Source organism: Oerskovia sp. USHLN155, from assembly GCF_037145535.1.
Taxonomy (GTDB): Bacteria; Actinomycetota; Actinomycetes; order Actinomycetales; family Cellulomonadaceae; genus Oerskovia; species Oerskovia rustica.
This window is the reverse complement of record NZ_JBBCXG010000008.1, coordinates 165275-177576: the sequence shown is the minus strand read 5'-3', so window position 1 is coordinate 177576 and position 12302 is coordinate 165275. Positions and strand designations below refer to the sequence as shown.

11 protein-coding genes are annotated in these 12302 nt (G+C 68.3%); 7 read left to right on the top strand and 4 right to left on the bottom strand.

Annotated elements, in window-relative coordinates; genetic code table 11:
• Positions 1-60: 60 nt before the first annotated feature.
• Together WFH32_RS13200 and WFH32_RS13195 are read right to left on the bottom strand one after the other, a co-directional pair.
• Positions 61-1407, bottom strand: a complete 1347-nt coding sequence (locus WFH32_RS13200; RefSeq protein WP_336707807.1) for an MFS transporter — start codon at positions 1405-1407, stop codon at positions 61-63.
• On the bottom strand, positions 1404-1871 hold the full coding sequence (locus WFH32_RS13195) for a MarR family winged helix-turn-helix transcriptional regulator (protein ID WP_138822988.1): 468 nt from the start codon (positions 1869-1871) through the stop codon (positions 1404-1406). The genes WFH32_RS13200 and WFH32_RS13195 overlap by 4 nt, the downstream gene beginning before the upstream one ends.
• Before the next feature lie 107 nt (positions 1872-1978).
• Here WFH32_RS13195 and WFH32_RS13190 point away from each other — a divergent pair, with 107 nt between their 5' ends.
• Positions 1979-2446 carry a hypothetical protein gene (locus WFH32_RS13190; protein WP_336707804.1) on the top strand — a complete coding sequence of 156 codons (468 nt, stop codon included), beginning with the start codon at positions 1979-1981 and terminating at the stop codon, positions 2444-2446.
• Between the two features lie 384 nt (positions 2447-2830).
• Here WFH32_RS13190 and WFH32_RS13185 read toward each other — a convergent pair whose 3' ends face one another.
• A complete protein-coding gene (locus WFH32_RS13185; RefSeq protein ID WP_336707803.1) occupies positions 2831-3934 on the bottom strand; it encodes an LCP family protein in 1104 nt (367 codons plus the stop codon).
• 305 nt (positions 3935-4239) lie between these two features.
• On the opposite strand from WFH32_RS13185, the gene WFH32_RS13180 reads away from it, so the two are divergent.
• The 6 genes from WFH32_RS13180 to WFH32_RS13155 are packed head-to-tail and all read left to right on the top strand — an operon-like array spanning position 4240 to position 11285.
• A complete protein-coding gene (locus WFH32_RS13180; RefSeq protein ID WP_336707801.1) occupies positions 4240-5472 on the top strand; it encodes a glycosyltransferase family 4 protein in 1233 nt (410 codons plus the stop codon).
• Positions 5469-7217: a glycosyltransferase family 4 protein gene (locus WFH32_RS13175; RefSeq protein ID WP_336707799.1), complete on the top strand. Its 1749-nt coding sequence runs from the start codon at positions 5469-5471 to the stop codon at positions 7215-7217. The genes WFH32_RS13180 and WFH32_RS13175 overlap by 4 nt, the downstream gene beginning before the upstream one ends.
• The gene (locus WFH32_RS13170; protein WP_336707798.1) at positions 7214-8155 is read left to right on the top strand and encodes an ABC transporter permease; all 942 of its coding nucleotides are present in this window, start codon (positions 7214-7216) and stop codon (positions 8153-8155) included. Before WFH32_RS13175 ends, WFH32_RS13170 begins: the two co-directional genes overlap by 4 nt.
• Before the next feature lie 19 nt (positions 8156-8174).
• Positions 8175-9077 carry an ABC transporter ATP-binding protein gene (locus WFH32_RS13165; protein WP_336707797.1) on the top strand — a complete coding sequence of 301 codons (903 nt, stop codon included), beginning with the start codon at positions 8175-8177 and terminating at the stop codon, positions 9075-9077.
• 2 nt (positions 9078-9079) lie between these two features.
• Positions 9080-10222, top strand: a complete 1143-nt coding sequence (gene wecB / locus WFH32_RS13160; protein WP_336707796.1) for a non-hydrolyzing UDP-N-acetylglucosamine 2-epimerase — start codon at positions 9080-9082, stop codon at positions 10220-10222.
• 58 nt (positions 10223-10280) lie between these two features.
• The gene (locus WFH32_RS13155; RefSeq protein WP_336707795.1) at positions 10281-11285 is read left to right on the top strand and encodes a DUF6270 domain-containing protein; all 1005 of its coding nucleotides are present in this window, start codon (positions 10281-10283) and stop codon (positions 11283-11285) included.
• 236 nt (positions 11286-11521) lie between these two features.
• Here WFH32_RS13155 and WFH32_RS13150 read toward each other — a convergent pair whose 3' ends face one another.
• Positions 11522-12268 (bottom strand): DUF6270 domain-containing protein, encoded by a 747-nt coding sequence (locus WFH32_RS13150; protein WP_336707794.1) that lies wholly within the window; start codon positions 12266-12268, stop codon positions 11522-11524.
• Between the last annotated feature and the right edge of the window lie 34 nt (positions 12269-12302).

The following is a 12302-nucleotide window of genomic DNA, read 5'->3' as shown; positions in this document are numbered from 1 at the left end:
GCCGGTGTACGGCGTGCGCGGGCCCCGGAGGACCCGGGAGCGCCGCGGGCGACCCACAGGTCAGGCGGCCGACGCGGCGTCCTCGGCGTCGTCCACGCCGAGCCGACGCCGCGTCTCGCTGCGCGCGTTGCGTTCCTTGGGCGTCCCGCCCTCGGGGTAGGTGACCACGAGGTGGGGACGTCGGGTCACGCGGTAGCTGACCGTGAACTTCCAGTTCCGCATGGCCCAGATCGCGGCCCCCACGGAGACCAGGAGCGCCGTGATGGATCCGATCCCGATCGCCCAGCGCGGGCCGTAGGCCTCGGCGATCCAGCCGACGATCGGCGCGCCGACGGGCGTCGCGCCCAGGAACACGATCATGTACAGGGACATGACGCGCCCGCGCATGACGGGGTCGGTGGTCATCTGGATGGTCGTGTTGGCCGCGGTCATCATCGTCAGCGACATGAAGCCCACAGGGATGCAGGCGATCGCGAAGGTCGTGTAGCTCGGCATGAGCGCCATGACCCCGGTCGCGATCGCGAAGCCGAAGGCCGACCCGATCACGAGCCGCACGCGCGGCCGCTCCCGCCGGGCCGCCATGAGCGCACCGGTGAGCGACCCGATCGCGAGGATCGACCCGAGCATGCCGTACTCCCCCGCGCCCATCCCGAACTCGACGCGCGCCATCATCGCGGACGTCAGCTGGAAGTTGAGCCCGAACGTCGACACGACGCTCAGCACGACCATGATGACGATGATGTCCGAGCGGCCGCGCACGTACCGGATGCCCTCGCGGATCTGCCCCTTCTCTCGCGAGGCGCTCGGCAGCTTGTGCATCTCCCGGGTGCGCATGCGCGAGAGCGCGAGGATGGTCGCGCCGAAGCTGATGCCGTTGATGATGAAGACCCAGCCCGTGCCCACCGCGGCGATCAGCAGGCCTGCGACACCGGGGCCGATGAGGCGGGCGGCGTTGAACGAGGCGCTGTTGAGGCCCACCGCGTTGGACAGCTTGTCGCTGGGCACCATCTCGGCGACGAACGTCTGGCGCACCGGTCCGTCGAGCGCGGAGACGCACCCGAGCGCGAGCGCGAAGCCGTAGACGTGCCACAGCTCGACGTGCCCCGACAGCACGAGGGCGCCGAGCCCGAGCGCGAGCACGCCCGAGGCGCCCTGCGTGGCCATGAGCATCTTGCGGCGCGGCAGGCGGTCCGCGAGGACTCCCGCCCAGGCGGACAGCGCGAGGACGGGCGCGAACTGGAGAGCCGTGATGACGCCGACGGCGACGCCGGAGTTCGCCGTCAGGACGGTCAGGACGAGCCAGTCCTGCGCGATGCGCTGCATCCAGGTCCCGATGTTCGCGACGAGCGCGGACCCGAACCAGAGGCGGTAGTTGAAGTACTTGAGGGAGGAGAACGTCGCGCTCATCGGGCGGCGATCCGGGTCAACAGGTCACTGGCGCGGGCCAAGGTCTCTCTTTCGTCGGGGGTCAGGCTGATCAGCTGCTGGGTGAGCCACGCGTCGCGGCGCCGTCGGGTCTCCTTGACCTCGAGCACGCCGGCCTCCGTGAGGGCCACGACGACCTGGCGCTTGTCCGTCGGGTGCTCGAGCTTGTGGACGAGTCCGAGCTCGACGAGCGCGTTCACGGTGCGCGTCATGGACGGCGGCCGGATGCGCTCGTGGGTCGCGAGCGCGCCGGGGGTCATCTCGCCGTGCTTGTGGAGCACGGTCAGGACGCCGAACTGGCCCTCGGGCAGGTCGGCGCCGCCGCGCTGCGAGCGCAGGGCACGCGAGACGCGAGTGAGGGCGATGCGCAGGTCGCCACCGAGGGTCGCGGGTCGACACTGCGCCTTCGTGGGGGACGAGGGCGTGGTCGGTTCCGCAGGAGGCACATCGTTACCTTAACTCATTACCTTAGGTAAGGAAAGGGTCCAGGTGGGGTGAGAACGCTCCCGGGCGGAGATCCGAGACGTCCCGAACGTCCGCTATGGTGTGCGCCGTGCATCAGGAACTCACCCTCGCCGAGACCCTCCACCTCCTCGGGCTCATGGGCCGCAATCTGCCGTCCTTCATCACCTCCGTCTCGGGGCGCGACGACGCGCTCGACCTCGTCGCGGAGCCGCGCCAGGTCAAGCGCCTGCCCGCGCCCCTCAAGCTCGCGACACGCCTCGCTCCCACCGTCCGCGCGACGCTCCGCGTCGTCGACGTGACCGACGGCGTCGCGACCTTCTCCGTGGACGCGAACGCGGGCGGCCTGCCTGCGCACAAGCTCCTCGGGCTCGCCGCGAGCCGGATCGAGGCCGTCGTCGCCTCCAAGGGCCTGCCGGCGGGCTCGGTGCGCGTCCTGCCCGACGCGAGGATCGCACTCGACGTCCAGACCCTCCTCCAGGCCCGGCACCCCGGCACCCGCGTCGCCGGCATGACGTTCAGGGACGGGCTCGTCGTGCTCGACGGCGCCGCAGCCTGACAGACCGCCCCACGGCGCCCGCCCTGCACCGACCCGCCCCCGGGGCGTCGCCCCGTCGCCCAGCGTCGCCCCGTCGCCCAGCGGCGGGGCGCCGCCGTCGCTCGGTCGAGCAGGTCGAGGAAGGTCCGGTAGTACTCCTCGACGTGGTGCACCGGCGAACGACCCCACCGGTGGTCGGGGTCACCGACCACGAGGTGCGCCGGCACACGGACGAACTGGTGCGGCGCCGCGCCAGTCTGCACCGCGGACATCGCGCCCGGAACGTCGATCCCTGGCCCCTCGCGCCCCTGCGCCGCCAGGACGTCGGGCTGCCCGGCGCCAGGACGGTCGCGGCCGCAACCCCCGTGGATCAGGACGGAACGCGCACCGGCGCCGGGAGGGATCTCACTTCACCGTGGGCGGGAGCACCGCGAGCGATGCCTTGTTCTCCTCGACGAACTGTCCTGCCGTGTCGGTCGCGAACGACGCCATGAGCGGGTCGAGCAGCTCTCGGTTGAGCACGACGATCGACTGCCCGTCGGCAGAGCGCCCCGTGCCGTTGTGCGGCGCGGTGAGGAAGACGACGTCGTTGGTCGACAGGCCGCGCGCGCTCATGTAGAGGGCCTGGATCCGATCCATGGTCAGCCCCTCGTCGACCGCCACGGACTCGCTGAACGCCTTGAAGAAGGACGTCATCATCGGCACGTCGTTACGGTTGTTGTTGACCTTCGCGAGGATCGATCGCATCCAGTTCTGCTGGCGCTGCGCGCGGCCGAAGTCGCCGTTGGCCAGACCGTGGCGCTGGCGCGTGTAGGCGAGGGCCTCCTCGCCGGACATGTTGTGCACACCCGCCGTGAACTGGACCTTCTTCCCGTCACCGATGTCCTCGGGGATGCGGATCAGCACGCCGCCCAGAGCATCGGTGAGCGTCGTGAAGGACGTGAAGTCGGTCAGTGCGAAGTGGTCGATCCGCACACCCGTGAGCTGCTCGACGGTCTCGATCATGAGGGCCGGCCCGCCGTAGGAGAAGGCCGCGTTGATCTTGGCCTCGCCGTGCCCGGGGATCGGCACCCAGCTGTCGCGCGGGAACGAGACGACCTGTGCCGACTTCCTGTCCGCCGGCAGGTGGACGAGCATGATCGCGTCGGTGCGCTGGGCACCGGCCTGCCACTGCGAGGGATCGCCCGCCGAGATCCGGCTGTCCGAGCCGAGGACGAGGATGTTGACCGCTTCGTTGGAGGCATCGGGGTTCGTCGGCGCCGGCGCCGGACGGTCCTTGATGTCCGCGAAGGGGTCGGCGAGCTTCTCGATGTTCTGGTCGAGGCTCTGCCGGAACGCGACGACCGCGGCGAAGCCCCCGAGGCAGATCACGGCGACCAGGGCACCCAGGACGATGAGGGTGGTCCTCGTCCTGTTCTTGCGCTTGCGCACGTGACGACGGCCAGGGCTCACGTCGCGCGGATCAGGGGTGGACTCGGTCCCGACCGGGAGCTGCTCGTTGCCAGACACGGTTGCATCCTAAGGTACCCGGCGATCGCTCGGGCCCGGAATCCCGCCCTTCGCGCACCTCTTCACCCCCTGAGCAGCACGGGTGTTTCGTTCGGACACCCACCACAGCGATAGAATGTGGAGGTTTAGCGAGAGAACGTGGGACTTCCGTACGCCATTTCGCCCGATACGTGAAGGCGAGCGGGCTGTGCCGACCGATGTCCTCCCACACTGCCGAGGGAAATCAGGGGGACATGGACCGCCGCCGCACGAGGGGAGCGCTCCGCGCGCGACGGAAGCCGTCGTCGGGGCATCACGTCCTCCTGGTGACCCATCACTACGCCCCCGAGACCGGTGCGCCGCAGCGCCGTTGGGGGGCTCTCGTCGCCCGGTTCGTCAGTGCGGGTGTCGACGTGAGCGTGCTGACTCCCCCTCCGCACTACCCGTCGGGCACCCTCGCTCCGGGCTCCGCCGAGCTGCGCCCGGGGACCGTCTCCCGCGGCGCGCACGGTGAGCGCATCATCCGGGTGCACTACCGGGAGCACACGACCGGCCTGGTCTCACGCACCGCGGACCACCTGGTGGCCGCCATCAGCTCGATCGGGCTGGGTCTGCGGCGCCTGCGCCGGCGCACCCACCGCCCGACCGTCGTGATCGGGACCGTGCCCGGGATCCCGAGCATGTTCGCGGCCTGGGCGCTCGCGCGGATCTTCCGCGCGGCCCTGGTGGTCGAGATGCGCGACGCCTGGCCCGACCTCATCCGGCCGAGCGGGATCATGACCGGTTCGCTCGCCCAGCGCCGTCCCGGTCGCGCCTTCGCGACGACGCTCGCCCACCGGGTCATCACGCGGTTGCAGTCGCGCGCGGACCTGGTGGTGACCACGACGGAGACGTTCGCCGACGTCCTCCGTTCCCGTGGTGCCCGCAACGTCGCGGTCGTGCGCAACGGCACGGCCTTCCCCGTGGTCAGCCGTCCCGTCGTGGTGCCGGGGACCGACCTCGAGCCGCGGCCGTTCCGCGTCGTCTACGCAGGCACGCTCGGCAGGTCACAGGGTCTCGAGGTCGCGGTGCGTGCCGCTGCGGTGGTCGAGTCGCGCGGGCTGCCGATCGAGGTCCGGATCGTCGGAGCAGGCAACGACGCGGCACAGCTCGCAGCACTCGCTCGTTCGTTGGGAGCGCCGGTGACGGTCGGGCCGCCGATCCCCCACACCGAGATCGAGGCCCTGTACGAGTGGGCGGACACCCTCGTGGTCTCGCTCCGTGACTGGGAGCCCTTCCAGTGGACCGTGCCCTCGAAGCTGTACGAGGTCATGGCCTCGGGGCACCACGTCACCGCGTGCGTCGCGGGAGAGTCGGCCGAGCTCGTCCTCGCGCTCGAGGCGGGGGACGTCGTGCCACCCGGGGACGTCGAGGCGCTGGCGAACCTCTGGGCCGGCTATGCGGAGTCCGGGGTCGCCCCCGTCGCGAGCCGTGCCGCCAGCGCGTGGGTCGCGATCCATGCGAACGACGACGTCCTCGCCGCGACGTACCTCTCCCTGCTCGACGACCTGGCCCGATGAGCCGCCTGTCCGCCGTGCGGGGCCTCACCCGCAACGTCCGGTTCGCCCTGTCGTTCGGGACGCGCGCGCTCGTCGACGACCCGGTCTGGCTCCTGGTCCAGGCCGTGCGGCGCTCCCCCGCCCGGGTCCGGTCCGGCGCCGTGCGCGCCCTGGGCCTGGCACCGTCCCCGTCGGCGCCGCGCGCTCTCTCGCGCTACCTCGCGGGCGACTCCGCCGGTGCTGCCGACGAGTCGACCCGACTGCTCGAGTCGTCCGGCGGACGGTCGCGGATCGGCGCCGAGGTGGCCGTCGCCGTCGGGCGCCCCGACCTCCTGGACGCCGTCCCCTCACGTGGCCCGGCGCGCCTGCGCGCCCTGTGGCAGCGGGGCGACGTCGCTGCCCTGCGCGCGGCCCGGGCGTCGGGCCGCGCCGAGCGCCGCGTCCTCGCGAGCCTGCTGGGTCAGGTCGACGCCCTCGCGCCACGCGCGGAGGTCGCACCTCGCGAGCGGCACGCCGCCGCTCCCGGCCCGACGACGCCGCTCGCCGTCCTCCACCACCTCACCAACTCGTTGCCGCACACCCAGAGCGGCTACACCCTGCGCAGCCACGCGGTCCTGACGGCCCAGCGGGACGCGGGGATGCGGGTCGCGGCCACCACGAGAGCCGGCTACCCGGTGACCATCGGGTCGCTGGCCGCCCGGGAGGTCGACGTCGTCGACGGGATCCCGTATCGACGACTGATCCCGTCAGGGCTGCCGAACGATCCCGCCCGGCGGTTCGCGGACGCGACCGACCTGCTCGTCCGGTCTGCGGAGGACTTCGCCCCCGACCTCCTGCACACGACGACCCCCGGGACCAACGGGGACGTCACCCGCGCGGCGGCTCGACGTCTGGGTATCCCGTGGGTCTACGAGGTGCGCGGTCTGCCCGAGGAGACCTGGGTCGCCTCGCACGGGACACCCGCGGCTCGCGAGGCCGCGGAGCGCTCCGAGCGCCGGGCGTTGCTCCGTGCCAAGGAGACCGAGCTCGCGACGGACGCGGACGCCGTCGTGACGCTGAGCGCGACCATGCGCGACGAGCTGGTCTCCCGCGGCGTGCCGGCCGAGCGGATCTCGGTCGTGCCGAACGCCGTGCGGACCTCGCTCCTGGACGAGCATCGTGCCCCCGCCGCCGCCCGGGCCGCGATCGGGCTGCCCGAGGCCGCGTTCGTCGTCGGCACCGTGAGCAGCCTCGTCGGGTACGAGGGGCACGACACGATCCTGCGCGCCGTCGCAGCGCTCCGGCGGCGAGGCGTCGACGCGACCGCGCTCGTCGTGGGCGACGGCGTCTCCCGGCCCTCCTTGGTCCGCCTCGCCGACGAGCTGGGGCTGGGCGCCCACGCGATCCTCCCGGGACGGGTGCCGCACGAGGAGGCGCCCCTCTACATGGCGGCCCTCGACGTCTTCCTCGTGCCGCGCCGCGACGACCGCGTGACGCGCCTGGTCACGCCCCTCAAGCCGGTCGAGGCGATGGCGATCGGCAGGCCCGTGGTCGCGAGCGACCTGCCCGCTCTCGCCGAGGTGCTCGACGCTCCCCGGGGCGGCCGCCTCGTCGCCCCGGACGACGTCGAGGCGTGGGCCGACACGATCGAGTCGCTGCACCACGACGCGGCGCTCTCGGAGGAGCTCGTCACCCGAGGTCGAGCACTCGCGAGCGAGCGCACCTGGACGAGGAACGCGGACGCATACCAGCGCATCTACCGACGTTGCCTAGGATTCGTCTCATGACCGCAGCATCGAAGGCCCGGACGACCGGGCAGACGGAGGAGAGCGCCGTCCCGGCCGACCTCTACTCGATGCTCTTCCAGGGGCCCGAGACCAAGGTCGAGGTCATCTCGGCAGGGCGCCTGACGCGCGTCGGAGCGCGACCGCCGCTCGGGGACTACCTCTCTCAGCTGTGGGAACGTCGCTACTTCCTGTGGGCCGACGCCCGGGCGAAGGTCACGAGCGGCACGCGGGAGACCCTGCTGGGGACCGCGTGGCTCGTCCTCAAGCCGGTCCTGGACGGACTGACCTACTTCCTGATCTTCGGGCTGCTGCTCAAGTCCTCGCGGGGCATCGAGAACTTCCTGGGATACCTGATCATCGGGGTCTTCCTCTTCTCGTTCACCACGCGATGCGTCACGGGCGGCGCCAAGTCGATCACCGCGGGACGGAACCTCATCAAGGCGTTCGCCTTCCCCCGCGCCGCGCTCCCCATCTCGGTCGTCCTGCGCGAGATGCTCAACATGATCCCTGTCCTTGCAGCGATGGTGGCGATCCTTGTCGTCCTGCCACCTGCCGAGGTGATCACCTGGCGAGTGCTCCTGGTACCGGGTGTCCTGGCGTTGCAGGTGGTCTTCTGCACCGGTCTGGCGATGCTCTTGGCACGCGCGGCCGCGAAGGTCCCCGACCTCAACCAGCTCATCTCGTTCGGGATGCGGTTGTGGCTCTACGGCTCTGCCGTCTTCTTCTCCTACGAGAAGTTCATCGACCACCCCAGGGTCCTCTCCCTCATGGAAGCCAATCCCATGTTCATGGTGCTGAGCATGGTGCGCGACTGTCTCCTCTACGGCGAGACCCCCGCCGGCTCGATGTGGCTCGCCCTGAGCGCATGGGCCTTCGGCTCCCTGCTTGTCGGATTCCTCGTCTTCTGGCAAGGGGAAGAGTCGTATGGTCGCCTCTGACCCGTTCGCGTCCGCGACCGTGGCGGTGCAGGACATCCACGTGCGATACCGCGTCCCCTCGACGGACTCGGCCGAACGTCGACGTGCCAATCCGATCGCCCGGGCGGCGAAGTCGATCCTGGGACAGCAGCCCATGGTCACTGTCCGAGCACTTGCCGGCATCTCCTTCGTCGCCCGCTCGGGCGAGCAGATCGGCATCGTCGGCCAGAACGGATCGGGCAAGAGCACGCTGCTCCGCATCATCGCCGGACTCGAGAAGCCGGCTCGCGGTCAGGTTCTTGCGGAGAGCACCCCCGTCCTGATCGGCGTCAACGCTGCCCTGGTCCCCGACCTGTCCGGTGAGCAGAACGTCAGGCTCGGCTGCCTGGCCATGGGACTCACGCCGGAGGAGACGGCTCGCGCCATCCCCGACGTCATCCAGCTCGCGGGCCTCGGCAAGTCCATCTACCTCCCGATGAAGACGTACTCGTCCGGCATGGGCTCGCGCCTTCGCTTCGCCATCGCCACTGCGGCGAACCCCGACATCCTCCTCATCGACGAGGCGCTCGCCACGGGCGACGCCGCGTTCCGTGAGAGAAGCGATGCGCGGATGAGACGCCTGAGAGACGGGGCAGGCACGGTGTTCCTGGTGAGCCACGCCGCGCAGACCATCGAAGAGACGTGCACACGGGCGATCTGGCTCAATCATGGTCGGCTCATCCTCGACGGGCCGGCCGAGGACGTCGCTCTTCGTTACCGCAAGTGGGCGTGGGCGCTCGCGAAGGACAAGCCCGACGAAGCGAAGACCATCATCGAAGACGCACTGAGCGAGCGCGCCGACACGCACATCCGTATCGAAGAGCCACCGGGAAGGCACTACACCCCCCGGCACGTACGTGGAGCTCGGCGTCCGGCCGACCAGCACAAGACAGAGAGCAGGTAGCGATGCGCCCCCGCATCATGACGGTGTACGGAACCCGTCCCGAGGCCATCAAGGTGGCACCCGTGATCAAGGCGCTCGAGGAGAGCCCGGACTTCGAGTCGGTGACCGTGGTCACCGGGCAGCACCGCGAGATGCTCGACCAGGTGAACGAGCTGTTCGGCATCGTCCCGGACCACGACCTCGACATCATGAGCCACGGTCAGACGCTCGCGCAGATCTTCGCGCGCATCATGGACGGGCTCGACCCGATCCTCGAGAAGGAGGAGCCCGCCGCGGTGATCGTGCAGGGCGACACGTCGACGTCGACGGCCGCTGCCCTCGCAGCCTTCTACCGCAGGATCCCCGTCGTCCACGTCGAGGCCGGCCTGCGCTCGGGCAACATCCACTCCCCCTTCCCCGAGGAGGCGAACCGCAAGATCACCACCCAGATCGCCGCGCTGCACCTCGCGCCGACGCAGACCAGCCGGGCGAACCTGCTCGCCGAAGGCGTGGACGACTCGACGATCGTGGTCACCGGCAACACGGTCATCGACGCCCTCCTCACGACCGTCGGCAAGGAGATCGCCTTCAGTGACCCCCGCCTCGAGGTGCTCGCGGCGTCCGGCCGACGGATCCTGCTGGTGACGACGCACCGCCGCGAGAACTGGGGCGGTGCGATGGAAGGGGTCGGGCGTGCGCTCGCACGCATCTCGCGGGCGTTCCCCGACCTCGAGATCGTCCTCCCTGCGCACAGGAACCCCATCGTGCGTGACGCCGTGCTGCCACAGCTCGAGGGCGTCGAGAACGTGACGGTCACCGAACCGCTGGCCTACGGTGAGTTCGCACGGATGATGTCCCTCAGCACCGTCATCCTCACCGACTCGGGCGGCGTGCAGGAAGAGGCGCCGAGCCTCGGCAAGCCGGTCCTCGTCATGCGCGACAACACTGAACGACCGGAAGCGGTCGACGCGGGGACCGTCCGACTCATCGGAACCGATGAAGACCTCATCGTCTCGAGCGTCACCGAGCTCCTCTCGGTCAGCGAGGTCTACGACACGATGGCCCGTTCCACGAACCCCTACGGTGACGGTCGCGCAGCAGGTAGAACCGAAGCGGCACTCAAGGCAAGGCTACTCAGTGACAAATCTCCCGACCCGGTCAACTGAAAGACGACGCGCACTCTGCAACGAAAGGCACACAGCTCCATAGCGGGAGCAGATAGCAATGAGAACCCTCATCTACGGCAGTTGTGTATCACGGGACATGTTTGAACTTGCAACGCCCGCACATCTAGAACTCGTTCACTACATACCTCGCCAGTCACTCATCGCGGCGGCTTCGCGGCCAGCAAGCCCCATCCAATCTAGTAAACTAGAAAATCTAGCATCACGCTTTCAGCGGCGCGTCGCACTCGGATCATTGCGGGCCGACCTCCTTGAGCAAATCGACCGATTTCATGCGGACGTCGACCTCATACTATGGGACATCACAGACGAACGCCTAGGCGTCTACGAACTCCCAGGTGGCGGATATATCACCCGCACGCTCGAACTCATTCAATGTGGCGCGGATCAGGAATTGCAGCGAACGTCACGTTTTATTCCATTCGGAACCGACGAGCACTTCCAACTCTGGCGGAACGGATACAAAGTCTGGATCCAGCATCTCGCGTCCAAGGGAATCGCGGACCGACTCATCCTGCTCGAGCCCCGCTGGTCGGACTTTTTCGACGACGGCAGACCGACACCCGCAAGCTTTGGTGTATCGAGCGATGAGCACAACGCGATGTCGCGCCGATACTACCAATTCGCACGCCAGGAAGAGTTCAAGACTCGATCAATCGGAAGCACGGTGCAATGCGTCGCCGCGGCCAATCACAAGTGGGGCGCCGCTTCTTTTCACTTCGACAATCGAACCAACTCGCAGTTTGCCCAGCAACTCATAGATCTCCTGTGGCACCCTGTACTCGAGTTCCCGGTTCCTCGGCCGAAGGTGCACCCAGCCGGCCCAGGTGCAGTCCAAATTAGTTGCGACTCAACCTGGGCAAACAGCTTCGCTCTCACCGTCATGAAGAATGGCGAGAAGATCGAGCATCTCGGCTACCGACCGTCCGCTACATTCAGCATAGAAGGCCTGGGGCCGGGAACGTACCGATTCAAGCTGTATCATCGCTCAGGGGAACACGCGCGGTCTTCGATAGGTGCCCCCGTCCGGCTGCCGATACGCTAGGGCAGTAGTTTCCGCACACGCCCGGGAGAAAGAACCACCGCGATCAGCGGCGAGACCCAAGTCGGTCGCAGTCCGGGGTGATCCGATGCTATACGCCACGGCTCCATGCCCGCCCAGCAGCCATCATCGAACCCCTACCGAGAACGAACGCCTTCGGCGCCCGGATTCCCAAACATCGAAGAAAAGAGTCCCGTGCGCCTGAGGTCGCTCGAAGGATCCTAGTCGTCCTTAACGTGCTAGCGGACAATCCGCTCAGCCAGCTCCGAATAGTACGAACGTGCGTAGTGATAGGGGGCCACGCCCCATCTATGTTGGACATCGGATACAAACACCGACGGGTCGAACCGATAAATCTGGCTGGAGTCAAGATCATTTTCAATGCGCGCGTACATTCTCAATAGATGAGCATTTGCTCTCGCAGTCCGCTCCACCTCTTCAGTGCCTCCAAGAGGATTTCCCTCCGAATCTGACTCAGCCCAGAAGGCACGGTTGATTCGTAGAGCATTCAGGCGGCCGGCGCCGTTCAAGACACCCACAAGTTCTCGCCACGCGATCTCCCACGACCGAAAGTGGTCCTCGGAATGGGGTTCGACGCGGCGAGCAATCCTCATCTCTGACTTCGCCAACGTGAACTCACGGGATCGAGTCACACAACGCCCGGAAGAGTCGAAGAGCACCTGAAAACGCTCATCAATCAGATCGCAGACCAGCAGGTCGAAGGCGCCCGAAGCCGCGAACCTGATAAGCCCACCCCGAACGTCCTGTTCCACCATCCGACGCTGGAAACTCGACGCAATTGTCGACGTGTCAATTCCGGGCACTGGCCGGGTACTAACGGCACTTATAAGCGAAGTGCGGGCGAAGTACGCGACAGGCGGGTCGAGCAAATCTTGGCGCACAGCAAAAGCATCCCGCGTGACGCAACTTCCAAGAATTGCGACGCGAGGTCTTTTGGAAACCACAGCTGAGCCGATCAAGTTCATTCCTGAGCTTTCCCCCGTCGCACACCGGTGTTCG